Below are 24513 nucleotides of genomic sequence, written 5' to 3' on the forward strand. Positions count from 1 at the left end.
CATCTTGAAATCCATAAGGTATATTCACCTCAGATATAACCTAAGTAAATTAATTACTTATTAGGCAGTTTGATCCTGGAAATAATTGCCAGTCTATCCATATAATATTCCGCATGACCCCACAACCAACTCTGCTCTTTACTAACATCATCTTCAGCTAAAATATTTCTTAATTCACAGGTCATAACATCATAGCCATAAACATAAAGCCCAAACTGTAACGCCTCATACATTCTGGCTTGCCAAAAAGAGGTGCCTTCTATTATTTGACTCATATTTGAAGCAACAACATCATAGGCTTTAATCAGATAGTGGAAAAAGATTTTAGCGGCCAAATCACTTAATGCCGCTTTATGTTGTGGCTTCCTCGTTCGCCACACAAGTATCTGCGAAGCGAGACGACAGTTAAGCACCAAATCACTTAATATAATAACTTTGTTGTAATAAACGACTTCTTTTGTTTCGTCACTAAGTAGCGCTAATTCAAAGTAGGGCTCATCTATATCATCCAAATCTAGCCTGTTATCAACCCTGATCAACCGGTAACCAGGTGGAAAAATGAGTTCATCCACATCATGCACAATATTAGTACCAGAGGAATCAAGAGCATCATACAGAACACGATTGAACTCTAACTCACTCAATTGGATGAAATCATTGGTAATCTTTTCTATGTTTCCCACATGTATTGGCATACTTTATGCTTCCTATAATAGACCACAGGTTCAATTACCTAATGGTAATAGTATAGATGCAATTATATATATCCGTCATCTTTCAAGTTGCCTCTTTGTTGGCTGCACTCGCTCACCCCAGTCACATCGTTATCTATGCTCCCGGGGATTCGCTCCCTTGCCGTCGCGATCCATCTTGAAATCCATTGGGTATACAATCAACCTTTAGTTCATTTTTGGGGGATATGCCCACTGGTTAACTTCGCTCTTCCCAACCTGGGAAACACAGAAAATAATTTATTAAATTATAGTGAGTTAAATCATTATCAAGGTTTATTAATAATATGATCTTCCCATTCTACAACATCAATTTCCCGTACAGCGATGTGCCTAACCGAAATTCTTTCGCTATGCATTGCTGATTTAGAACCTTTAATCAGAGGATGCCACGGTAATAATGGCTTCCCTTCTTCTAGCAAACGATATGCACAAGTTATTGGTAACCATGCAAAAGTCGGCAAATTATAACGGGTTAATTTGATACAATCCGGTTCATATCTGAAACGATCTTCGTAATTTTTACATTGGCACGTTTTTATATTGAGTTGATTGCAAGCAACATTAGTAAAATAAATTTCATCGGTATCATCATCCATCAATTTATGTAAACAACACTGTCCACAACCATCACATAATGACTCCCATTCTTCATCCGTCATCTGATCTAGGGTTTTTACCTGCCAGAAAGGCTGAGACATAACTTCTACTATTCCTTATATTATTCAAATCACTCTGGTAGTGAGTGAATTATCATTCAGAGTAACCTTTAACACATCACCAGGTTTCAGTGCGCCAACACCTTCCGGTGTACCAGTGAGAATCACATCTCCCGGCCGCAAAGTAAAAAAGTGCGACATATGGCTGATCAGGGGAACGATGGGTGTCAACATATCGTTACTATTACCGTTCTGCCGTAGCTCATTATTGACCGTCAGTGAAAACTGGACATTCTGTGGATCACCAAAGTGGCTTATTCGAATAAACCCAGATATCGGGCAAGAGCCATCAAACGCCTTACTTTTTTCCCACGGTTGACCCGCTTGCTTGAATTTAGATTGCAAATCACGCAAAGTGAGATCCAATGCAACAGCCAAACCCGCGATAGCGGCACCAACTCGCTCTTCATTTGCTTGTTTCAACGGCGTACCAATCAGTACAGCCAGTTCAACTTCATGATGAACAACACCAAAATCCTTTGGAATGGCAATTGGCTGATGTATATCACACAGTGCAGTTTCCGGCTTAATAAAAACGACTGGCTCTTCCGCTGGCTTAGACCCCATCTCTTTAATATGTTTAGCGTAATTACTACCAACGCAAACCACTTTATTGACAGGAAGATCCAGTAATGCCCCCTGCCAGTCTCTGTGTTGATACATATTCGTTTCTCACTCTGGTTTATACCCGTTATCTTTCAAGTTGCCTCTTTGTTGGCTGCACTCGCTCACCCCGGTCACATCGTTATCTATGCTCCCGGGGATTCGCTCCCTTGCCGTCGCGATCCATCTTGAAATCCATTGGGTATATTAGGCAACATACCCATAATTATAGCACTTATTGCCCCATCTTATCGGCCACCACGCCAAGCGTGATCGCAAAATAGGGAAATCTTTCCTTTGAGAAGCAAACCAGATTGTTTCCCTTTAAAAGCACAACTTATTGTGAATATTGTGGTGGTTAATAAAACTGCGCCGACGGTTAATTTTGCTCATCAAACCTCTGGATTCTTCTTATTTTTCCATCTGGCTCAGATGTGCATTCATTAAGTTTTCAACCGGAGGGGGGATTTGCAGGTAAAAACCCTGTTCAATTAACGATATTTTTACCTTTTCGATGTCAGCGCCTGCTAGCTTTTTTCTGTCTGCCAGAGAGATCATCATTGTATATTGGGGCTGTCCAAAACTTTTCAGTAACTCTTCGGGAACACGAGAGAAATTATCTCTTTTTTCAACATAAAGATATGTTTGCTCCCTTTTCGGACTGCTGTAGATCGCACAAATCATTATAATAAACTCTTTTAAATTCAGGTCACAACTTGCTTGAATAATTCAGTAATTATAACATGTTTATTGTATTTCTAAATATCGTATCCCAGGGGGTGTTCTGGGGGGATCTCAAATTTGCTGAATCTGAGTCAGGCAGGATAGATGTCACAGTCGCCAATTGAGCTAAAAGGCAGTAATTTTACGCTTTCGGTTGTTCATTTACACAATGACCAACCAGAAATCATTCTACAGGCCCTACAGGAAAAAGTGGAACAAGCACCGGATTTCCTGAAAAATGCACCGGTTGTCATTAATATCTCCGCTCTGCCGGCAGACGCTGATCTGAAAGCACTGCATCACGCTATTGATTCAGCAGGATTCCGTATTGTCGGAATGAGTGGTTGTCGTGATGAGCAACAACGCAGGGCGGTAATAAAAGCCTCCTTACCACTACTGAGTGAAGGAAAAAAACAAAAAACCTCGGCAAAGGAAGATAAACCGGCCGAACCCGCGATTAAAAAAACCCGTGTAATTAATTTACCTGTTCGCTCAGGTCAAAGGATTTATGCCCAAGGCAGTGATCTTATTGTTACCAGTAATGTAAGCGCCGGTGCCGAATTGATTGCAGACGGCAATATTCACATCTACGGTATGATGCGTGGTCGGGCATTAGCCGGTGCATCCGGTGATCAGGAGTGTCTGGTTTTTTGCACCCACTTAAATGCTGAACTTATCTCTATCGCAGGGCAATATTGGCTCGGCGATAAAATCCCGACTGAATTAGCAGGAAAAGCCGCAAAACTTAGCCTGGTAAATAATGAATTAACTATTGAACCTTTAATCTAGCCCTTTTAATAAGGAATCACTTCATGGCACGCATTATTGTTGTTACATCAGGTAAAGGTGGCGTTGGCAAAACCACTTCAAGCGCGGCCATTGCTACCGGCCTTGCTCAAAGAGGTAAAAAGACCGTCGTTATCGATTTTGATATCGGCCTGCGTAACCTCGATCTGATTATGGGATGTGAACGCCGCGTAGTTTATGACTTCGTGAACGTTATCCAAGGTGACGTCTCGCTTAATCAGGCATTAATTAAAGATAAACGTACCGAGAATCTTTATATCTTGCCTGCATCACAAACCCGCGATAAAGACGCTCTCACCTCTGAAGGCGTTGAGAAGGTTTTAGTTGATCTGGATAAACAAGGTTTCGATTTTATTATCTGCGACTCCCCGGCTGGGATTGAAAGTGGCGCGTTGATAGCACTCTATTTTGCTGACGAAGCGATCATCACAACCAATCCTGAAGTCTCTTCTGTACGTGATTCAGACCGTATTCTGGGTATTCTGGCTTCTAAATCTCGACGAGCTGAACGGGGTGAAGATCCGATTAAAGAACATCTGCTATTAACCCGCTATAACCCAGGTCGTGTAAGTCGTGGTGATATGCTCAGTATGGAAGACGTTCTGGAAATTTTATGCATTCCTTTAATCGGTGTTATCCCGGAAGATCAATCTGTACTGCGTTCATCTAACCAAGGAGAACCGGTTATTCTGGATACAGAATCCGATGCAGGAAAAGCGTATACAGATACTGTTGAACGTTTATTAGGGGAAGAACGTCCTTTCCGCTTCATTGAAGAAGAGAAAAAAGGCTTCTTAAAACGCCTGTTTGGGGGGTAAAACATGGCCTTGCTAGATTTCTTTCTGTCGAGAAAAAAAACGACAGCAAATATCGCTAAAGAGCGGCTGCAAATCATCGTGGCAGAGCGTCGCCGTGGTGACTCTGAACCTGCTTATCTGCCTGATATGAAACGGGATATCTTGGCGGTAATCTGTAAATATATACAGGTCGATCCTGATATGCTCTCTGTACAATTTGAACAGAAAGGTGATGATATTTCCGTGCTGGAACTCAATATAACATTACCTGAGGCAGAAGAAACTCAAAAATAACGCAGATAGCAGATAAACAGGGCTGTTTTATCATTACCGCCATCAAAGTAACCAAACTCATTATGTGGCAGTCTGAGATGGGGTAACCCTAACGGGAACCCCTTTCTCGCGCTTTAGCCTGGCATCAGGCTAAGGCCCTGATATGGATTAATCAGGATAGTTCGCCAGAATCTCTGCAACTGGCTCAGCCAGCAATTCTCCCCGCCATCCACTAAGCAGTTCAGGTTTGTCATTTAATTGTTTCAAGTTCCAGTGAACACTAAGTAATTGATTAATCTGACGACGAGATGCCAATAATTCAGAATTAAATCTATGCTGTTCACTGACTTGATGGATCAGCGCCTTAATATCCTTAAATGCTTTGCGATAACCCGGTTGATCAATCAAGTTCGTCATTGGCGGCGGGCATTCACTTTCTGGAATATTTCCACTTTCAGCAACCATTGCCAATAGACGGCGACCATGACAACGAATCTCCTGCCCGCTTAACCCTAACGCATCCAACTCTGCCAGAGAAGTTGGCATATAACGCGCTACCTGCCACAAGTTTTCTTCACGAATGACGAAGTTTACGGCTAAATCGCGTTCTCTGGCCTGACTCAAACGCCATGCAGCCAGTTTTTTCAAACACGCAAGCTGTTGGGGACGTAATTGACAAATATTGCCTATCTGTTTATAAGCAGATTCCGGTTCCAATATCTCTTTACGGCGTCGACTGATAAGCCGACACTCACCCGTCGCAGCCTCCATATATCCGGCCTGCGCTGTTGCAGTCATCAAGATATCCGCCAAAGGCAACAGATAATAAACATCTGCGGCTGCATATTCACACTGTTTTTCGCTTAACGGGCGAGCAAGCCAATCAGTGCGAGATTCGCTTTTATCCAGCTCGACATGAATATATTCAGCCACCAGCGCGGCAAAGCCACATGAAAGCGGGTGCCCAATAAAAGCCGCCAGGACCTGAGTATCAATCATCGGTTCTGGCAAGCATTGAAAAGCATTCAGAAAAACTTCCAAATCTTCACTGCCAGCATGTAACAGCTTCAATATTTGAGGATGAGTAATTAACTCACGGAAAGGTTGCCAGTTGGTGATATTAAGTGGATCAATCAGAGAAAGTTGTTCGCCATCATACAGTTGTATCAAACCTAATTGCGGGTAATACGTCCGTGTGCGTACAAATTCAGTATCCAATGCTACTTTTGAGTATTTTTTTGCCCCTTCGCAAACTTGTTGCAACTGAGCATCTGTGGTGATCAACTGATAATTCAAAACATAGTTCTCTTAGCCATTCATGGAATAAGCACGACAACGCCGGCTAATACCGGCGTTGTCGTGCTTATCAATATTATGAAGAGGATCTCAGGCTATGCTACATTCCTGACCTTTTCCTCTTCATCACGCAGTTCCCTACGAAGAATTTTACCTACATTAGACTTAGGTAATTCATCCCGGAACTCAATGATCTTTGGTACTTTATACCCTGTTAGATAACGACGACAATGGGTTTTAAGTTCATCCTCGGTCAAACTAGGATCTATCCGAACCACAAATACTTTGACAGTTTCACCGGAACTTTCGCTTGATACCCCTATTGCTGCTGACTCTAGCACTTTAGGGTGAGCTGATACAACATCTTCAACTTCATTAGGATACACATTGAAACCAGAAACCAAAATCATATCTTTTTTACGATCTACGATATGAATGGAACCCTGTTCATTAACATTCGCAATATCACCCGTTGCTACCCAACCATCTTTCAACACTTCTTCTGTTGCATCAGGACGATTCCAATAACCGGCCATCACCTGTGGGCCACGTATCCACAATTCTCCCTGCTGGCCCATCTCTACCTCATTACCATCATCATCCACAAGTTTGATTTCTGTTGAAGAGACCGGGAAACCAATACTGCCAGTGTAATGTTTCGAATTATAAGGATTACAGGAAACCAAAGGTGAACATTCTGTCAGACCATAACCTTCAAGCAAATTGGTGCCTGTCACTTTTGCCCATTTCTCAGCAACCGCTTTCTGTACCGGCATACCACCACCAACAACCAGACGCAGCGTAGAAAAATCAAGCTTCTTAAATTCTTCATTATTCAACCAGGCGTTAAACAATGTATTTACCCCGGTGACAGAAGTAAACGGATAACGACCTAATTCTTTAGCTGTACCCGTAATATCACGCGGGTTAGTAATCAGAAGATTGCACCCACCCAAGTAAATAAGTAACAAGCAATTCACCATTAACGCAAATATGTGATAGAGAGGCAACGCCGTAACAATCAGCTCTTGGCCTACACGTAATAATGGAGAATAAACCGCTTTTGCCTGTTCAAGATTTGCCAAAATATTACGGTGAGTCAGCATAGCGCCCTTAGCTACGCCAGTGGTGCCACCAGTATATTGCAGAAAAGCCAAATCATTACCGTTAATCTCTGGTTTTACATATTGCATGCGATAACCTTTCTGTATCGCACAACGAAATGAAATAGCATCAGGCAGATTATACTTCGGTACCAGCCGTTTGATATATTTCACCGCAAAATCAACCAGCGTACCTTTAGGACGAGATAGTTGGTCACCCATGCGCGTCAAAATAACATGCTTAACTTTAGTATTAAAAACGATCTTTTCCAATGTATGGGCAAAATTGGAGACGATCACAATAGCGGAAGTGCCGCTGTCATTAAGCTGATGTTCAAGCTCCCGTGGCGTATATAGCGGATTTACATTTACGACAATCATACCTGCACGTAGAACACCAAACAGTGCAACGGGATATTGCAGCAGGTTTGGCATCATCAGCGCAACGCGATCTCCTTTACTTAATCCCAAACCATTTTGCAAATATGCTGCAAACGCCCGACTACGCTCTTCCAACTTACGGAAGGTCATAATCTCACCCATATTGATAAATGCAGGTTGATCTGCATAGTGCGCTACGGCATTTTCAAACATCTCAACCAATGATGCATAACGATCCGGGTCAATCTCCGCAGGAACATCCGCCGGATAATGTTTTAGCCAGACTTTCTCCAAGGTAGTACTCCTGAAATTTTAATTGCTATGTTATCACTCGCCTAATAAATAACGCACGCTTTGATTTAACAAATTATTAACTCAGCGTACCAGTTTAAAAAAGAAACATTGTTCAGGTTGAGATACACATCACTAATTTCACGTTAATCCTGATACATAAAAACAAAGGGAATTGTGTTATCTGTAAATTATTTTTACTTATCAGTATATTATTGCCATAGTTAATATTTAACTTTGTAGCTATTGATTATACATTGACCTACTTATTTTTTGCTTAAGATAGCATTTTTGAAATAGCATTTATTGCTTTCATCTATTCCAATGCATTATTAAAAAATCAATATTAATAAAAAATTATTATATACCTTATGGATTTCAAGATGCATCGCGACGACAAGGGAGTGAATCAGGTATTCAGAAACAGCAACTTTGGGTCGCTGAAAGTGAGCAAAAACTGGTTGGATTTGCGCTAATCCGCCGCTTAAATCAATTGATGCTACTAGCTGAGATTGATGTGTTGCCGAAATATCATGGCCAAAGTATTGCCAGTACCCTGCTTAGCGTAATCATTGAGCAATGAGAACAAAACAAGGAAACCACACTTTACCTCATAACTTTTCGTCATTTTCTACCAAGTCGCAAATTATATGACAAATTCGGTTTTGTCATACTGCAATCGCATGATATTCCTAATGAACTACAGAAAATTCTAGTAGAAGTGATGACTGCGGGTTTCGGTGCAAGAATTGCGATGAAATTAACGATCAATCCAAAGATAGAGAGGAAATAACAGATAAATTACCGCCACATATTATTGCGGCGGCTCAAACTGGAAAGAAAGTTACAATGTCACAAAGTAGATAACTCTATCTGGTCAAAATAGTCTCAACAGGTGCGGGGTCGGAATACCAATTCCATCCCCAACCTGAATAATATGGATAGCCATAATAATTCCAAGGCCCCGGGCCATAAGGCATCAATACTCTCTGAACAACTTTCCAGCGTTGATAACCCATTGCATTAATCACAACATAATCGTAATCCGCACAACCAATTTTTCCCTTTTTCAATCCCACTATCGGACCTACGACAGTGACGTAATTTCCTTTAAAATCGGCAGGATCAAGGAAATCATTAACATAAACATAGATACGGCCAAGGGAAGGCTCATCTAATTCTGGGCTGGCATCCGATGCTAATGGCAATGACGATATTTCCAGACGAGTACGATGATTTTCATTCACTACACCAAGTACCTTGCCGCCGAATCGCCCTTCCTGACCAATAAACAACTCAGGCGTACTCTTAACAGAAAGCAGATCTTGAACAGGCGTTGGTGACGTTCCTTTTACTGAATCAGGAACGGTGATACAGCCTGTAAGCATTACAACACCTAACAAGATTAGCGCCTTAACACTCGTCCGGTAGTTTATTACTCTTAACATAACCACCTTCTCCTGAAAATGATGTTTAAAATAACTCTATCTATTTGATACTTTCTTTTACTACAAGTTTCATCAATAGATACTTAACGGCCTGGTAATTTTTTCCAAGTAACTTCATTACGCAAGTATACCGGTTCAGCATGTTCTACAGCCGTCACCTCACCGTTTTGCCACATCTGTATTGCCAGAGGTAACATATCTTCAGCATGAGGTAATGTGATACTACTATCAGTTAGCGTTAAATGACTTGCCATCAACTGAGGATAAGCCTGCCAGCCAGTACCCGCAACCACCCAATCGCCACTCAATGAAGCCATGAATGTCTGTACCTGTTCCGGTTTCAGCACGGCTTCTGTTTCACGTCCTTGCCATTCACCTTGCTGATTACGGATATATTGCCCCCAGTAAACCTCTCCCATCCGGGCATCAATGGCGGTTAATACCTGAGTTGCACCTAGCAGACGAAAAACACCTTGAGCCATTGCATTGAGCGTTGACACACCAATCACTGGCAGTTCAGCCCCCAGAGCCAAGCCCTGAGCAATACCAACACCAATACGCACACCGGTAAAACTACCCGGCCCACGGCCAAAAGCCAAAGCATCAAGCTGCTGTAAACTCATCCCGGCTTCTGCCAGAACAGATTGAACCATAGGTAAAATGCGTTGCGTGTGTTCACGTGGAGAAATTTCAAACTGTGCCAAAACGGCACCATCATTCCAAAGAGCAACAGAACAGGCTTCCGTTGCAGTATCAATAGCCAGAATTCGTACAGGCATGCCTCAAGCACCTCGGCAAGAAATATAATTCAAAATAAAGTGCTATTTTATCATAGCCTAGTCGATTTTACTCAGATTGCCGAGCTTGCAGGAAAGCAACCGCTTTCGTTAAATCCCGGGTTCGTGGTGAAGGTGGCAAACTATTCAAAAACACTTCACCATATGGACGCATCACTAAACGATTATCACAAATAACAACGACGCCATAATCATCAATATCACGAATAAGCCGCCCGACACCTTGTTTCAGGCTAATCACCGCATCTGGTAACTGAACTTCATTAAATGCATCACCACCTCTAAGTTGGCAATCTTCAATACGGGCTTTTAACAGCGGATCATCCGGTGCCGTAAAGGGCAATTTATCGATAATGACACAGGAAAGCGCCTCACCGCGCACATCAACACCTTCCCAAAAACTGCTGGTTGCCACCAATAAAGCGTTGCCGGCAGCAATAAATTGCGAAAGTAGCTGACCCTTGCTAGTTTCCCCCTGAACCAAAACCGGCAATGTCATGTTGGCACGGAATGCCTCAGCCAGACTGCGCATCATCTGGTGTGAGGTACATAAAAAGAAACATCGACCTTTATTGGCTTCAATGAGTGGCTTGAGCATCTCTGCCAACCATTTTGCACTACCAGGTTGATTTGGTGATGGTAGATGACGGGGAACGCAAAGTAGTGTCTGACTTTGATAATCAAATGGACTTGGTAGTAACAACATTTTCGCCTGTTTTAAACCTAGCCGTTCAGTGAAATGGGAAAGTTGCTCGTTAACAGAGAGTGTCGCTGAGGTGAACACCCAACAACCGGATTGCTCATTAATTATCTCACTAAATTTATCGGCAACAGACAGCGGTGTGAGTGCTAAAAGAAAATGGCGACCATAACTTTCAAACCAATAGCTATAACCGGGGATAGTCACCTCTTTCAAGCGCTTAAGACGATTACGATAAATTGTTGCCCTTTCAAATGCCGCATCCAACATGACTGAACGCCCTAAAGATAATTTCATCACGTCATAACAAAGCTCAAGCGCATCATCAAGCAATACCAATGCCCGCTGCACTTGCGGATTTTGCAATAACTCCCGCAAATTACCCCGATAACCGTTCTCTCCCAACGCTAGCCGGAAATCTTGTGTACTCTGACTCAGACGATCTGCGCTCTTTTGTAATTGAACTTGATCCCGGACTTCCGTGCGATACGCCATAGTGATGTCTCTGGAGAGATCCATCAGTTGACGGCTACTTAATTGCTGACCAAAATATTGACTGGCAATATCAGGGATTTGATGTGCCTCATCAAATATTTTGACTTCTGCTTGCGGGATCAACTCACCAAATCCCGTTTCTTTCACTACCATATCCGCCATAAACAGATGATGGTTAACAACAATAACATCCGCCTCCATTGCCCGACGGCGAGCTTTGAGAACAAAGCATTCCTGATAACGCGGACAATCACTGCCTAGACAGTTATCGTTCGTACTGGTTACCAACGGCCAAACCTGGCTATCTTCCGCCACTTGGTGACAAGTACTGATATCACCCTCTTCAGTTTGTGAAGACCAGCCTCTTAGCCGAATAATATCTGACAGAATTTCTGCTTCCAATTGTCCGCCCCCAAAAGAGTGCTGTTCCAACCGTTCCAAGCACAGATAATTTGCACGGCCTTTCAACAACGCCAATTTGCCGGTGAAATTAATTGCTTCAGCGACTGTCGGTAAATCACGATTATAGAGCTGATCCTGTAATGCCTTAGAACCTGTAGAAATGATAACTTTCTGCCCAGAACGCAACGCGGGTGCTAAATAGGCAAATGTCTTACCTGTTCCCGTGCCTGCTTCTACAACCAATTGTTGATGATTTTTAATCGCACACTCAATAGCCACTGCCATTTCTCTTTGAGCATCACGGGGTTTAAAACCGGTTATTGCTTTAGCAAGGGCACCATTTTTCGCAAAATCGTCTGACACAAACCGTCTCTTTCAATAGAATGGATGGAGATTATGCCAATAGTATGTTCTGATCACCACCCAAAATCAGGCAGATAGTCATTCACAGGAAGGAATATCCATGACAATTGAACGTATTGATCCTCAAGATCGCTGGTCCGAAGCGGTAGTTTACAATAAAACCATTTACTACACCGCCGTACCGGAAAACCTGGATGGTGATATTACTGAGCAAACAGCGAATACACTGGCCGCTATTGATATTATGTTACAGCGTCTCGGTTCTGATAAAAGCAAAATTATCGACGCCACTCTTTTCCTAGCTGATGGAAAAGAGTTTGCTGGCATGAATGCCGCCTGGGATGCATGGGTTATTGCAGGAAGCGCACCAGTACGCTGCACCGTTGAAGCTAAACTAATGAACCCCAAATATAAAGTCGAAATAAAAGTTATCGCAGGTATTTAATATTAATTTTGGGATATTCTCTATCGCCTACATTTATATTTTAATTATATGGAGGTTATTCAGAATATCCCAATAGGTGTTATTAATATAAGTAAGATATGATTTCCCCTGTTAATTTAGTTGCAATAACACGTTAAAATAAAACATTAATCGATATTTTCATAAACTATATTATTCATTGATCCAAGTGGAATATTATAAACCCAACAATTCTAACCTTCCTCCTATGCCTTGAACTATCGGTGACCATTATAATGTTCATTAAGGCCATCAATGACCACTATAATGGTCAACAGGAGGGGGAATGTTAAAACATAGAGCCTATTCAAAATTCTCTCAAGAGGCAGTTATGTTACTCGGAGAACAAATCAAGTTAGGTAGAAAACAACGCCATTGGTCAGAAAAGAATTTGGCAGAACGTGCTGGTATATCCAGAACCACACTACAAAAAATTGAAAACGGGGATATGGGTTGTTCCATAGGATTAGCATTTGAGCTGGCCAACCTTGTAGGTATCAGCTTGTTTGACAGTGATAAATTTCCTATCTCAGCACGTATAGAACAAACAAGAGATAAATTAGTTTTATTACCACAGCGTATTCAGGAAGAAAAGAGAGAGGTATACGATGATTTCTAATAACAAAGAAGTTGTTTAGTCCCAACATTTGATGGCTAGATATGCTAGTTATGAAAAATTTGCCGAGATTATACGATATCGTTTCACTAATCCTCAGAAAACATTAGAAGAATTATTTTCACGATTAGTTTTTAATATACTGTGCGGTAATACAGATGATCACGCTCGAAATCATGCTGCATTTTGGGATGGAAAAAATTTAAGTTTAACTCCGGCTTATGATATATGCCCTCAAGGTAGATCGGGTAATGAAGCATCTCAAGCAATGTTAATAGTCGAAAATAAAAACCTCAGCCAATTACAAACCTGTTTAGAAACTGCACATAACTTTAATATCTCAGAGAAAAAAGCAAAAGAAATCTTTAATAGACAAATATTAATCATCCAAGATAATTGGAATAATATCTGTGAAGAAGCTGAGTTAAGTGAAATAGATAAAAAATTGTTCTGGCATAGACAATTTTTAAATCCATTCTCCATAATTTTTTGAGAACTTTAAAATCTGTACATAAACTTATTATAAACCCATCTTACGGGCCAAAACACCTACGCTATTTCAGTAATGGCCCTTAATAATTCATTTTGGAAATATATGTTATGTTTGATCCACTGATAATATTCTGATGATCAATGTAAATAAAATAGTTTCCAATATTGCTTATCACAAATAGCGTTAATTTCATCTGGTAGAGTTAACTTACCAAATGGATTTTCTATTATTTACCTTTTCAATATTGAATTATACTTATACGTCGTCCATACTTTCTAATAAGCACATCAGTGTCTGGTCACTGTTTAGTGAATATAAACATGGCCTAATCTTCAATAACTTTTATCACTTGGTATGGAGCATTCTATGGATGTTTGTTCAGGTTGTCATGATTCCCTTCATGATTCCGTTGTTGCGGAAGTAGAAGGCAAGATCTATAAAAGTTGCCCATGTTGTTCCGCCGCAATGGGTCAACATGTTTTTTATCGCTATGAAGACTTTGGTATGAGGGATATGGGTGATGGCCGCTATATTGTTCAGTCTTGGTGTCCTGGTTGTCGAGTAAAAGATGGCCATAAACCAGGCGTCTGTTTTACCTGCTAAAAGTCATCTTTATACCCTATGGATTTCAAGATGGATCGCGACGGCAAGGGAGCGAATCCCCGGGAGCATAGATAACTATGTGACCGGGGTGAGTGAGTGCAGCCAACAAAGAGGCAACTTGAAAGATAACGGGTATATTCATATCTGCTGGTTATTATGCAAAATAGTTGCTAGTTGCATGCCAGCAGATAATATAAGAAATAAACAATAAAATTCGTTACTTAAAAACCTGAACGCTAATAATGTGTCTTTATCCTGATTTTAAAAATTAATATGGCTTAAGCCATCTTGATCATCACCATGCCCAACAGCAACAAGGCAATTCCACCCCAACCTTTATAATTCAAACGCTGATTAAACATAATCCAGCCAGCAGCAACCGTCGCGATAATACCGAAAGCGCCCCATAAGGCATAAGCAATGGACAACTCAATTCCCTTCACTGCCTGAGCAAGCGCACTGAACGCCCCAAGGACGGCAATAAGCGAGAGAATCCCCATCCAAGGACGTCTAAAACCATTAGAAAGTTTCAGTAAAATATTCGCTAAAATATCCAATACGACAGCAAGGAATAAAAACGCCGCATGCCACCATTCAAATTGTTGCAACATGTTACGCCTCCTTTACTTTACTGCTTTTGGTTGTTGCAACACTGACAGCCTTATTTGCCATCTGCTTCACTACCTCTGCCGATTTTTTGACTGCGGCTTTTCTCGTACCGGATTTAATCAACATAATCCCTGTTATCAGCAGAGCCAATCCCCCTACTTTCATCAATGACAATGATTCATCAAACCACATGACACTAAAAACAGTAATAAATAGAATGCCAACCCCTTCCCATAAAGCGTACGCAACGCCCAATGCCACTTTTTTCACCGCCATTGCCAGCAAGATATAGGATGTGGCGATCATGATGTACATAACGGCCATGCCAACTACACCACCGGAAACGCTGGCATGTTTCATCGATAAGGTACCGATAACTTCGGTAATAATTGCCATTGCAAGGAATAACCAATAAATCATTTTCTTTCTCCTGACCACGTAAATACGCACGTCAAGACGCAAGCTATAAATGATCTAAACCCACCCATATATAAGATGAGAAATAATAACCTGACGTTTTTGACGAAATAGAAATACCGGTTGAAAACCGGTTAACAGGAGTCAGACGCTATAATGAACCGCACCAGTAATGCTCACTGGATAAAATGGCAGAAAGGAAAAGCATGTGAGTGGAACTTTGAAACTTGACGCTTTTGGCGCTGTTCATGATATCTCATTCTTTCATCGCACCGATATTCCGCGCGATATACTAAGAATCCTCATAAATAGTGTTAATTTTCATAGTACTTCTACCATATAAGATAATAGAAAGCAACTGCTCAATCTCATTTATTTTTTTATCTGATAAACAATGTTGAATAGAAAAACAGAATTGATATCAACATATACCCTATGGATTTCAAGATGCGTCGCGACGGCAAGGGAGTGAATCCCCGGGAGCATAGCAAACTATGTGACCGGGGTGAGCGAGTGCAGCCAACAAAGAGGCAACTTGAAAGATAACGGGTATAAGCTGATACCTTGTTGATACTAACCCAAGCCGCTTATAGTACGGCTTGAGCTTCAACAGAAAGGTTTGTCAATTACTCAAACTCATTCCACGAACGACCATCGCGAGTGATCATCGCAACAGAAGCGACCGGCCCCCACGTCCCCGCCTGATAAGGCTTAGGCGCATCATTATCCGCCGCCCATGCATTCATAATAGAATCAACCCATTTCCACGCTTCTTCCACTTCATCACGACGAACAAATAGCGCCTGAATACCCCGCATAGCCTCCAGCAGTAACCTCTCATAAGCATCCGCCAACGGAATATGGTTAAACGTTTCAGAGAAACTCAGATCTAGCTTAGTGGTTTGCAGACGATGCTTGTGTTCCAGCCCCGGAGCTTTGTTCAGCACTTCAATATCAATACCTTCATCCGGCTGCAAACGAATCGTTAGCTTATTCTGCGGTAGTTGTTGATAAGATTCAGAAAACAAGTTCAGTGCAGGCTTTTTGAAATAAACTACCACCTCGGAACATTTCGTTGGCAGACGTTTACCGGTTCTCAGGTAGAAAGGAACCCCGGCCCAACGCCAGTCATCAATATCGACACGGATAGAGACAAAAGTTTCCGTCCGGCTGGACTGGTTTGCCCCCTCTTCTTCCAGATACCCCGGTACCTTATGCCCCTGAACAAAACCAGCAGTGTATTGACCTCGTACCGTCTTCTCCCGCACATTCGTATGATCAATACAGCGCAGAGAACGCAATACTTTTACTTTTTCATCACGGATACGGTCTGTCGTCAGATCTGCCGGAGGAGACATAGCAATCATGGTCAATATTTGCAACAGGTGATTCTGAATCATATCGCGCATCTGCCCAGCTTGGTCAAAATAACCCCAACGGCCTTCAATACCGACTTCTTCAGCTACTGTAATTTGTACATGATCAATTGTCCGGTTATCCCAATTATTCACAAACAAGGAATTGGCAAACCGCAGCGCCAACAGATTCAATACGGTTTCTTTACCCAGATAATGATCGATGCGATAAACCTGACGCTCATTGAAATATTTAGCTACTTCATCATTGATGGCTTTGGATGATTCAAGATCGGTCCCTAAAGGCTTTTCCATCACAACTCGATTTGGCTCTTTATTTAGCCCTGCAAGGCCCAATCCGTGACAAACCGAACCAAAAGTACTGGGTGGCATCGCAAAATAATGGATTGCAGGCCGATTATCCTGCTTAAGAATTGCCTTCAATTTGGCAAAGTCTTCCTTTTGATTAACATCCAGATTGCAGAACGCCAAACGCTCACTCAATATCTTCCATAATTCTGAATCTAATTTTTCTGGCAAGAATGTATTTAAAGCTTCTTCAACAACCTTGGTATAAGCTTTTTTATCCCAATCAGCCCGGCCAACACCGATAATCCGGGTTTCTGGGTGGATATAACCCGCTTTCTCAAGCTGATAAAGGGAAGGCAATAATTTCCGGCGTGCCAAATCCCCTTTAGCGCCAAAAATGACTAAATCACAAGCCTGAGCTGTAGAAGTAACCGCCATATGTCTCTCCTCGTTGCGGGATATTGTAATTTTGTTACAGCATTAACCGATAATGTACTCTTTTGACCATGGCGCGTAAACAGAGATAACGAATAACCATCACCATGCGTTAACAATATGTTTCTCATATGAGAAAAATGTGATAAATTTATGTAATTTTCCAACGTTTATGAAAGATAATTACCAATATGAAAGTTAGACACTTGTCATACTTTTATGAAAAACATTAAATTATTGTGACTTCCTACTGCCAGCTTCAATTTGCTAATAGTATATTTTCATAAAAATTTACATAGATTTCTCTTCTGAATGAAATCGTCAAAAACCACAGGTAACTGCGTTTTATGAATACACTGGAACGGGTCCAAAACAGTATCGAATTTTTGAGTAAGTCAGAAAAAAAAGTGGCGCAGACAATCCTGGCTTCACCGCAAACTGCAATTCATACCAGTATCGCAACACTGGCAAAAATGGCGGAAGTCAGTGAACCCACGGTTAACCGTTTTTGCCGCCGTCTGGATACTAAAGGTTTTCCCGATTTCAAACTCCATCTAGCCCAAAGTCTTGCCAATGGCACGCCTTATGTAAATCGCAATGTTGAAGAGAGCGATACAGTGAGTGCCTACACCAATAAGATATTTGAATCGGTAATGGCAACTCTGGATACCGTCAAAAACAATTTGGATATTACAGCCATTAACCGAGCTGTTGATTTACTGACTCAAGCCCGGAAAATCTCATTTTTTGGCTTAGGGGCTTCTGCGGCCGTCGCACACGACGCAATGAATAAATTTTTCCGCTTCAACATCCCTGTTATCTATTTTGATGACATTGTGATGCAACGGATGAGCTGTATTAACAGTGCCGAAGGTGATGTCGTCGTACTCATATCCCATACCGGCAGGACTAAAAGCCTGGTCGAAGCAGCACAACTTGCGCGAGAAAATGATGCGACAGTTATCGCAATTACCTCCCAAGATTCTCCCCTCGCCCACGAAGCAACACTCGCCATTCTTCTGGACGTCCCGGAAGATACAGATATTTATATGCCAATGGTCTCAAGAATCGCTCAATTAACTGTTATTGATGTTTTAGCTACTGGTTTTACCCTGCGCCGTGGTTCAAAATTCAGAGATAACTTGAAAAGAGTCAAAGAAGCGCTACGAAATTCACGCTTTGATAAAATTGACTTTCCCCCGACCTGAAAATAGTCCCCTTACTATTAGGCTGACTCGCAACCATTGCGTAGTCAGCGATCGTTTATGACTCAGTGAGCATCGGTAAATAATCTGCACTAGCCGACAAGATAAGCGAGGAATTATTGAATTATATCAAGAAAATCCCATATTATTCAGTTAACTCAATAAAATAATGACCGTTTAAAATTAAAACATAGGATATTATTATAAAAAATTTACCGAAAGAAATAGAAAGCAGGAAGATAAAAATAATTTTCAAATATTGAATATAAACTGTTTAGACATTTACCCGATTAACAGTTTCACATTTATTATTTCCACTCATTATACAAAAACTATTACCCCTCTAAGTTATAAGAATACTTTATTATGTTTTTTCCGAGCTAAAATATTATTGACATATATTGCTTAAAATTAATTTTTTAATAATTCAGCATGTTGTTTATAAAAGCAAATTATTTATATCTGAGGAAAATATATGAATCTCAAGAATGATTTTAAAGCTTTTTCTATTGGTAATAATGCTAATATAGTCAGTCAAGAAGCCTATGAAGAAAGCCGAAGTTTGAAAACTGGGTTCCCCCCAAGCGATATCACTATTCATGTGCTAAACAAAGTATTACGTCAATCGTCAACTATATCCTCTGTCGTCGCTAATTTTATCGCAACCCAATCTGGCAATGATATTCTGGATGATGGCGATATCGCTAAACTGATTGCCCAATTAAATAGCGCGTTAGAACAAAAAATTACCACAACAGTACCAAATGCCTCACTCACACAACAAGGTGTTATTCAACTCACAGACAATACAGGCAACAGTAATACCCTTGCAGCAACGCAGAAGTTTGTTTCTGATGTAAACGATAACGCTAATAACCGGCTAGCAAAAAACCAAAACGGTGCAGACATTCCTGATAAAGATGCATTTGTGAGAAATCTCAGTTTGTTCGAAAAATTGATCCCGGTAGGGGTACCACTTCCCTGGCCGACGACCACCCCACCAGAAGGATGGGTGCAATGTAACGGCGCTCCCTTTGACAAAACAAAATATCCGAAATTAGCGCAAGCCTATCCTAACGGAATATTACCCGATTTACGTGGTGAATTTATTCGTGGTTTGGATAATGGTCGAGGTATTGATAACGGACGTAATATATTGAGTTTTCAATATGATGCGTTCAGAAGACATAATCATAGTATTTATACCACTAACAGTGATAAAGCCACTCTTGAATATACGGACCCCATGCGTGGCAGTATGACTGGCGGTCCAAACGAACGAGGTGGCTTAGGGGAAAATAAATCTATTGGGATGAATGGTGATAATGAAACACGTCCGAGAAATGTAGCATTTAATTACATTATAAGGACCGCCTAATGAGTAAATCCGCATTGGATAAAAATAATATGAATATTAGAATTTTTTCAGATGTTGAATATAAATAATTTATACCCGTTATCTTTCAAATTGCCTCTTTGTTGGCTGCGCTCACTCACCCCGGTCACATAGTTACCTATGCTCCCGGGGATTCACTCCCTTGCCGTCGCGATGCATCTTGAAATCCATAGGGTATAGATATTTACCCGATCATACAATTTCGGGATTTTATTTATTCTCATTATCCAAAAACAGTTACCCCTCTAAGTCATAAGAATATTTTATCATATTTTTTTCAAGCTAAACTATTATTGACATATATTGTATGGAATGACTTTTATAATAATTCAATATATTGATTAAAAAATCAAATTATTTAATTACAGGAGAGAACATGAGTAAAAAAAATGATTTTAAAGCCTTTTCCATTAGTAGTAATGCTAATGTAATTAGCCAAGAAAGATATGAACAAGATCAGGGTTTGATGACTGGGTTTCCACCAAAAAATATTACTACTCATTTGCTAAATAAGGTATTACGTCAGTCATCAACCATATCCTCTGTTATCGCTGATTTTATCGCGACCCAATCTGGTAATGATGTTTTAGATGATGGAGATATAGCTAAACTCATTACCCAATTAAATAGAGCATTAGAACAAAAAATCACAACAAAAGTACCAAGCGCCTCACTGACACAACAAGGTGTTATTCAACTCACAGACCAAACAGGCGAAAGTAATGCCCTTGCGGCAACGCAGAAGCTTGTTTCTGATGTCAATCAGAATGCAAATAACCGTCTGGAAAAAAACCAAAACGGCGCAGACATTCCTGATAAAAATACGTTTTTGAAGAATCTTGGCTTAATAGAAACCATTATTAATACCCAATATCCTGTAGGAATTGTGATTTGGTTCGCTCAAAATAAAAACCCCAATGTGCTATTTCCGGGTACTACATGGGAATATATTGGTGAAAATAAAACCATTCGATTAGCTAGCGCCAATGGCTCCGATATTTTATCAACCGGTGGCAATGATTTGATAAGCCTGACAGCAGCACAAATGCCAGCACATAATCATACATTTTTTGGGACAACGAGCACATTTGATTATGGCACCAAAACCACCAATATCGCTGGAGAGCATTATCATGATAGTGGGTGGGGTGAAACTACTGGTGGGCGTTATGGTCATTTCGACGGTTCTAAGAACAATCAGGGATCAAAATCTACAGATTGGAACAATGCCAAATTTAACACTAGCACTAATGGTGCCCACTCTCATACGGTATCAATAGGAGCACATAACCATACAATTTCAGGTAACACCGGAGATTCTGGTGGCAATGCAGCGATTTCAATTACCAATTCATATATTAAGTTGATGGGATGGTATCGAAAAGCATAAGAACCCTACATCCCCCGGGCCGCTAACAAATCTCACGCAAATAGCTGTCTCTTGATCATAAGTCTGACTTAAGAGACAGTGCCAACTCGTCCTCCTCAAAGAAAACTTATCATTTGCATACTTTACAGCATACCCACCCTGGACGTTTCGTGCTTTCCAGCCCTCAAGTGTTGCTGAATCCCAGTAAATTTCAGAAAGCTTGTATCAGACTCACACGGCAAGACGGGGAGCAGTCACATTATTGATAAATCGGGAACAAATCGTGATAGGATAGAAATACGGCAATAAATATCCGTTGCTGACACTGGTCAATAGGCACTACAGCGAAAAGTATCATGATAAGTTGATATGGGTCACAAAAGTAATCTATAAACAGGCTTGATAGTTGGATTGCCGAAGAGTTTTTTTACTCGTTTTATACCCTATGGATTTCAAGATGCATCGCGGCGGCAAGGGAGCGAATCCCCGGGAGCATAGAGAACTATGTGACCGGGGTGAGTGAGTGCAGCCAACAAAGAGGCAACTTGAAGGATAACGGGTATATAGGATAATTAATAGATTATTGATTATTTTTATATAACCAATACCAATACTCACAGGTCAACGGAGTAACACATGTCCAGACGGCTCAGAAGAACTAAGATTGTTACTACACTTGGTCCGGCTACCGACCGCGATAATAATCTTGAAAAGATTATTGCTGCGGGTGCAAACGTAGTCCGCCTTAACTTTTCCCACGGTACCGCCGAAGATCATCTCCAGCGAGCCAAGAATGTCCGCGAGATTGCAGCCCGCCTAGGGTGCCATGTCGCTATTCTTGGCGATCTTCAAGGACCTAAAATCCGCGTATCAACGTTTAAAGAGGGCAAAATTTTCCTGAATATCGGAGATAAATTTCTCCTTGATGCCAATCTTGGTAAAGGCGAAGGCGATAAGGAGAAAGTCGGTATCGATTACAAAGGATTACCCTCGGATGTTATACCGGGTGATATTTTGTTGCTGGATGACGGACGTGTTCAACTCAAAGTATTAGACATTCAGGGAATGAAAGTCTTCACGGAAGTCACTGTAGGCGGCCCGCTATCTAACAATAAAGGCATTAACAAACTGGGTGGTGGATTATCCGCAGAAGCCCTAACTGAAAAAGATAAAGAAGATATTATTACGGCGGCCAGAATCGGCGTTGATTACCTTGCCGTCTCTTTCCCTCGCACCGGTGAAGATCTTAACTATGCCCGCCGTCTGGCACGAGACGCAGGCTGTGAAACGCAGATCGTGGCAAAAGTTGAACGCGCAGAAGCCGTTAGCAGTGATAAAACCATCGATGAAATCATTCTGGCTTCTGATGTGGTCATGGTTGCCCGTGGTGACCTTGGCGTAGAAATCGGCGATCCAGAGTTAGTTGGCGTTCAGAAAAAATTAATTCGCCGTGCCCGCCAGCTAAATCGTGTAGTTATTACCGCGACCCAGATGATGGAATCTATGATCACCAACCCAATGCCTACCCGCGCAGAAGTGATGGATGTGGCAAACGCCGTTCTCGACGGTACTGACGCCGTGATGCTCTCCGCTGAAACCGCAGCGGGCCAATACCCTGCCGAAACCGTTGCCGCAATGGCACGAGTCTGTCTCGGAGCAGAAAAAATGCCTGGCCTCAACGTATCAAAACATCGGCTAGACACAATTTTTGACAGTATTGAAGAAGCCATTGCGATGTCTACCATGTACGCGGCAAACCACTTAAATGGAGTTAAAGCCATTATTGCCATGACCGAATCAGGCCGCACCACTCGCATCATGTCTCGCATTAGTTCTGGTCTCCCGATATTCTCTATGTCCCGTCATGAGAAAACCTTAAACCAAACGGCACTTTACCGTGGCGTTACACCGGTTTATTGCAGTAGTCATACTGACGGCATTACGGCGGCCAATGAAGCGGTTAATCGCCTGCGTGATAAAGGTTATCTAGTTTCCGGTGATCTTGTTCTGGTTACTCAGGGTGATCAGATGGGGACGATTGGCAGTACTAACACCTGCCGTATTCTTGAAGTGGAATAAAGCGCCACAACATTTTGCGTCAAACGCGCATCCCGCTTAATCCAACGACAATTCGACGGTAAAATAAGCTTTTACCGTCTCTTATTGCTTTTCTATGACTCTGATCGCTTATATACCCGTCATCTTTCAAGTTGTCTCTTTGTTGGCTTCACTCGCGATGCATCTTGAAATCCATAGGGTATATATCTTTGTAGCTAAAATCACAAATCTTCTCTCCCATAGGGCCCAATATCACCCGCTTTCCGAGTCTTAAGTAATTTAAGTATCCAGGTATATTGTTCAGGGTTCGGTCGCACCAATTGTTCCAACTCTTCATTCATTCGACGGGCAATAAAAGCATCATCTTTGCCATCAATATCATCCATTGGCGGACGAATATAAATATCAAGCTGATGAGTACGGTAATTATAAACCGGAAACAGCGGCACAATAGCAGCACGACAAACCTTCATCAATCGCCCAATTGCCGGCAATGTCGCTTTATAAGTTGCGAAAAAATCAACAAACTCACTGTGCTCCTCACCATGATCTTGATCAGGCAGATAATATCCCCAGAAACCCTGGCGAACAGCAGCAACAAACGGTTTAATTCCAGCATCACGAGAATGTAAACGGCCACCAAAATGATGGCGAACTTTATTCCACAGATAATCTGCAACCGGGTTTTTCTGGTGATGGAACATGGCTGATATTTTCTGTCCGCCCACAGACAGTAATATCGCTGGAATATCCACAGCCCAACCATGAGGCACCATGAAAATAACGTTTTTCCCCTGCGCTTTCAGTTGAAGAATAATCTCTTCCCCATGCCACTGCGTCCGGCTTAACGTTGATTTTGTACCACGTAAACACAGTTCAGCCAACATAACAAAAGGTTGAGGTGCGGTAGAAAACATCTCATCAATCAATGCTTCACGCTGTTGCTCCGTCAGTTCCGGCATACAGTAACACAGATTTATTCTTGCTCTACGACGTGCCCCTTTCGCTAACTTACCCGCCAACCAGCCTATTTTAGCCAGCAGAGGATCACGCACTTTAACTGGTAGGTAAGCCAGCCCGGCCAACACACCAATGCCCAGCCATAATCCCCAGTAACGAGGATGCAGGTAAGATTTATGAAATGTCGGCACATAACCAGCTTTACTGTCTGTATCTGTTTCTTTATGCATGAGATAACTCTTTAAAACAAAACGATAATTTGCCATTTTCATACAGGGATCTATATCAACAGATGT

General features: G+C 41.6%; 27 protein-coding genes. 13 read left to right on the plus strand and 14 right to left on the minus strand.

All coding sequences use genetic code 11. The annotated features are described in order from the left end of the window. Positions 1-53 precede the first annotated feature (53 nt). The 5 genes from AACQ38_RS12640 to AACQ38_RS12660 form a co-directional block, all read right to left on the minus strand. The gene (locus AACQ38_RS12640) at positions 54-695 is read right to left on the minus strand and encodes a hypothetical protein (RefSeq protein WP_011146396.1); all 642 of its coding nucleotides are present in this window, start codon (positions 693-695) and stop codon (positions 54-56) included. Positions 696-757: 62 nt separating this feature from the next. Next, on the minus strand, positions 758-892 hold the full coding sequence (locus AACQ38_RS12645) for a hypothetical protein (RefSeq protein WP_278249246.1): 135 nt from the start codon (positions 890-892) through the stop codon (positions 758-760). A 108-nt stretch (positions 893-1000) separates the two neighbouring features. Beyond that, positions 1001-1432, minus strand: coding sequence for a YcgN family cysteine cluster protein (locus AACQ38_RS12650; protein ID WP_011146395.1), 432 nt, complete (start codon positions 1430-1432; stop codon positions 1001-1003). 24 nt (positions 1433-1456) lie between these two features. Continuing rightward, a complete protein-coding gene (locus tag AACQ38_RS12655; RefSeq protein WP_011146394.1) occupies positions 1457-2113 on the minus strand; it encodes a fumarylacetoacetate hydrolase family protein in 657 nt (218 codons plus the stop codon). A gap of 351 nt (positions 2114-2464) precedes the next feature. After that, positions 2465-2737 (minus strand): YcgL domain-containing protein, encoded by a 273-nt coding sequence (locus AACQ38_RS12660; RefSeq protein ID WP_041380069.1) that lies wholly within the window; start codon positions 2735-2737, stop codon positions 2465-2467. A gap of 144 nt (positions 2738-2881) precedes the next feature. On the opposite strand from AACQ38_RS12660, the gene minC reads away from it, so the two are divergent. The 3 genes from minC to minE are packed head-to-tail and all read left to right on the plus strand — an operon-like array spanning position 2882 to position 4674. Then, positions 2882-3565 carry a septum site-determining protein MinC gene (gene minC, locus AACQ38_RS12665; RefSeq protein ID WP_011146392.1) on the plus strand — a complete coding sequence of 228 codons (684 nt, stop codon included), beginning with the start codon at positions 2882-2884 and terminating at the stop codon, positions 3563-3565. A gap of 23 nt (positions 3566-3588) precedes the next feature. Then, complete coding sequence (gene minD, locus AACQ38_RS12670; protein WP_011146391.1) at positions 3589-4401, plus strand: septum site-determining protein MinD; 813 nt, start codon at positions 3589-3591, stop codon at positions 4399-4401. A 3-nt stretch (positions 4402-4404) separates the two neighbouring features. Further along, a complete protein-coding gene (gene minE, locus AACQ38_RS12675) occupies positions 4405-4674 on the plus strand; it encodes a cell division topological specificity factor MinE (RefSeq protein ID WP_011146390.1) in 270 nt (89 codons plus the stop codon). A gap of 147 nt (positions 4675-4821) precedes the next feature. Here minE and rnd read toward each other — a convergent pair whose 3' ends face one another. Both rnd and fadD read right to left on the minus strand, forming a co-directional pair. Beyond that, positions 4822-5949 (minus strand): ribonuclease D, encoded by a 1128-nt coding sequence (gene rnd, locus AACQ38_RS12680; RefSeq protein WP_011146389.1) that lies wholly within the window; start codon positions 5947-5949, stop codon positions 4822-4824. A gap of 95 nt (positions 5950-6044) precedes the next feature. Beyond that, positions 6045-7727, minus strand: a complete 1683-nt coding sequence (gene fadD / locus AACQ38_RS12685) for a long-chain-fatty-acid--CoA ligase FadD (RefSeq protein WP_058589217.1) — start codon at positions 7725-7727, stop codon at positions 6045-6047. A 412-nt stretch (positions 7728-8139) separates the two neighbouring features. Here fadD and AACQ38_RS24100 point away from each other — a divergent pair, with 412 nt between their 5' ends. Next, a complete protein-coding gene (locus AACQ38_RS24100) occupies positions 8140-8307 on the plus strand; it encodes a GNAT family N-acetyltransferase (RefSeq protein ID WP_445260625.1) in 168 nt (55 codons plus the stop codon). 286 nt (positions 8308-8593) lie between these two features. Here AACQ38_RS24100 and AACQ38_RS12690 read toward each other — a convergent pair whose 3' ends face one another. From AACQ38_RS12690 to AACQ38_RS12700, 3 genes are all read right to left on the minus strand, one after another. Then, complete coding sequence (locus tag AACQ38_RS12690) at positions 8594-9172, minus strand: Slp family lipoprotein (protein WP_113024458.1); 579 nt, start codon at positions 9170-9172, stop codon at positions 8594-8596. Positions 9173-9255: 83 nt separating this feature from the next. Beyond that, entirely contained in the window at positions 9256-9951 is a 696-nt protein-coding gene (gene tsaB, locus AACQ38_RS12695; RefSeq protein ID WP_113024457.1) for a tRNA (adenosine(37)-N6)-threonylcarbamoyltransferase complex dimerization subunit type 1 TsaB, read from the minus strand. A 67-nt stretch (positions 9952-10018) separates the two neighbouring features. Continuing rightward, positions 10019-11929 (minus strand): helicase C-terminal domain-containing protein, encoded by a 1911-nt coding sequence (locus AACQ38_RS12700; RefSeq protein ID WP_165578279.1) that lies wholly within the window; start codon positions 11927-11929, stop codon positions 10019-10021. A gap of 100 nt (positions 11930-12029) precedes the next feature. On the opposite strand from AACQ38_RS12700, the gene AACQ38_RS12705 reads away from it, so the two are divergent. The 5 genes from AACQ38_RS12705 (at position 12030) to AACQ38_RS12725 (ending at position 14315) form a co-directional block, all read left to right on the plus strand. Next, complete coding sequence (locus tag AACQ38_RS12705) at positions 12030-12374, plus strand: RidA family protein (RefSeq protein WP_011146382.1); 345 nt, start codon at positions 12030-12032, stop codon at positions 12372-12374. A gap of 304 nt (positions 12375-12678) precedes the next feature. After that, on the plus strand, positions 12679-13011 hold the full coding sequence (locus AACQ38_RS12710) for a helix-turn-helix transcriptional regulator (RefSeq protein ID WP_165578281.1): 333 nt from the start codon (positions 12679-12681) through the stop codon (positions 13009-13011). A gap of 31 nt (positions 13012-13042) precedes the next feature. Next, entirely contained in the window at positions 13043-13501 is a 459-nt protein-coding gene (locus tag AACQ38_RS12715) for a HipA domain-containing protein (protein WP_082302907.1), read from the plus strand. A 366-nt stretch (positions 13502-13867) separates the two neighbouring features. Further along, the gene (locus tag AACQ38_RS12720) at positions 13868-14104 is read left to right on the plus strand and encodes a hypothetical protein (RefSeq protein ID WP_165578282.1); all 237 of its coding nucleotides are present in this window, start codon (positions 13868-13870) and stop codon (positions 14102-14104) included. Beyond that, the gene (locus AACQ38_RS12725; RefSeq protein WP_165578283.1) at positions 14070-14315 is read left to right on the plus strand and encodes a hypothetical protein; all 246 of its coding nucleotides are present in this window, start codon (positions 14070-14072) and stop codon (positions 14313-14315) included. The genes AACQ38_RS12720 and AACQ38_RS12725 overlap by 35 nt, the downstream gene beginning before the upstream one ends. A 67-nt stretch (positions 14316-14382) precedes the next feature. Here the strand turns inward: AACQ38_RS12725 and mdtI are convergent, their stop codons facing one another. The 3 genes from mdtI to zwf form a co-directional block, all read right to left on the minus strand. Beyond that, complete coding sequence (gene mdtI, locus AACQ38_RS12730) at positions 14383-14715, minus strand: multidrug/spermidine efflux SMR transporter subunit MdtI (protein ID WP_041380068.1); 333 nt, start codon at positions 14713-14715, stop codon at positions 14383-14385. Position 14716: 1 nt separating this feature from the next. After that, entirely contained in the window at positions 14717-15133 is a 417-nt protein-coding gene (mdtJ, locus tag AACQ38_RS12735; RefSeq protein WP_109791521.1) for a multidrug/spermidine efflux SMR transporter subunit MdtJ, read from the minus strand. 623 nt (positions 15134-15756) lie between these two features. After that, complete coding sequence (zwf, locus tag AACQ38_RS12740; protein WP_011146376.1) at positions 15757-17232, minus strand: glucose-6-phosphate dehydrogenase; 1476 nt, start codon at positions 17230-17232, stop codon at positions 15757-15759. A 344-nt stretch (positions 17233-17576) separates the two neighbouring features. Here zwf and AACQ38_RS12745 point away from each other — a divergent pair, with 344 nt between their 5' ends. From AACQ38_RS12745 to pyk, 4 genes are all read left to right on the plus strand, one after another. Then, positions 17577-18437, plus strand: coding sequence for a MurR/RpiR family transcriptional regulator (locus AACQ38_RS12745; protein WP_011146375.1), 861 nt, complete (start codon positions 17577-17579; stop codon positions 18435-18437). Positions 18438-18909: 472 nt separating this feature from the next. After that, positions 18910-19812, plus strand: a complete 903-nt coding sequence (locus AACQ38_RS12750) for a phage tail protein (protein ID WP_165578284.1) — start codon at positions 18910-18912, stop codon at positions 19810-19812. Between the two features lie 394 nt (positions 19813-20206). Further along, positions 20207-21220: a phage tail protein gene (locus tag AACQ38_RS12755; protein ID WP_011146373.1), complete on the plus strand. Its 1014-nt coding sequence runs from the start codon at positions 20207-20209 to the stop codon at positions 21218-21220. Positions 21221-21835: 615 nt separating this feature from the next. Further along, on the plus strand, positions 21836-23278 hold the full coding sequence (pyk, locus tag AACQ38_RS12760; protein WP_165578285.1) for a pyruvate kinase: 1443 nt from the start codon (positions 21836-21838) through the stop codon (positions 23276-23278). 200 nt (positions 23279-23478) lie between these two features. On the opposite strand, the gene lpxM is transcribed toward pyk, so the two are convergent. Next, positions 23479-24447: a lauroyl-Kdo(2)-lipid IV(A) myristoyltransferase gene (lpxM, locus tag AACQ38_RS12765; RefSeq protein ID WP_011146371.1), complete on the minus strand. Its 969-nt coding sequence runs from the start codon at positions 24445-24447 to the stop codon at positions 23479-23481. Positions 24448-24513 lie beyond the last annotated feature (66 nt).

Source organism: Photorhabdus sp. RW14-46 (genome assembly GCF_963887965.1).
GTDB lineage: Bacteria > Pseudomonadota > Gammaproteobacteria > Enterobacterales > Enterobacteriaceae > Photorhabdus > Photorhabdus laumondii.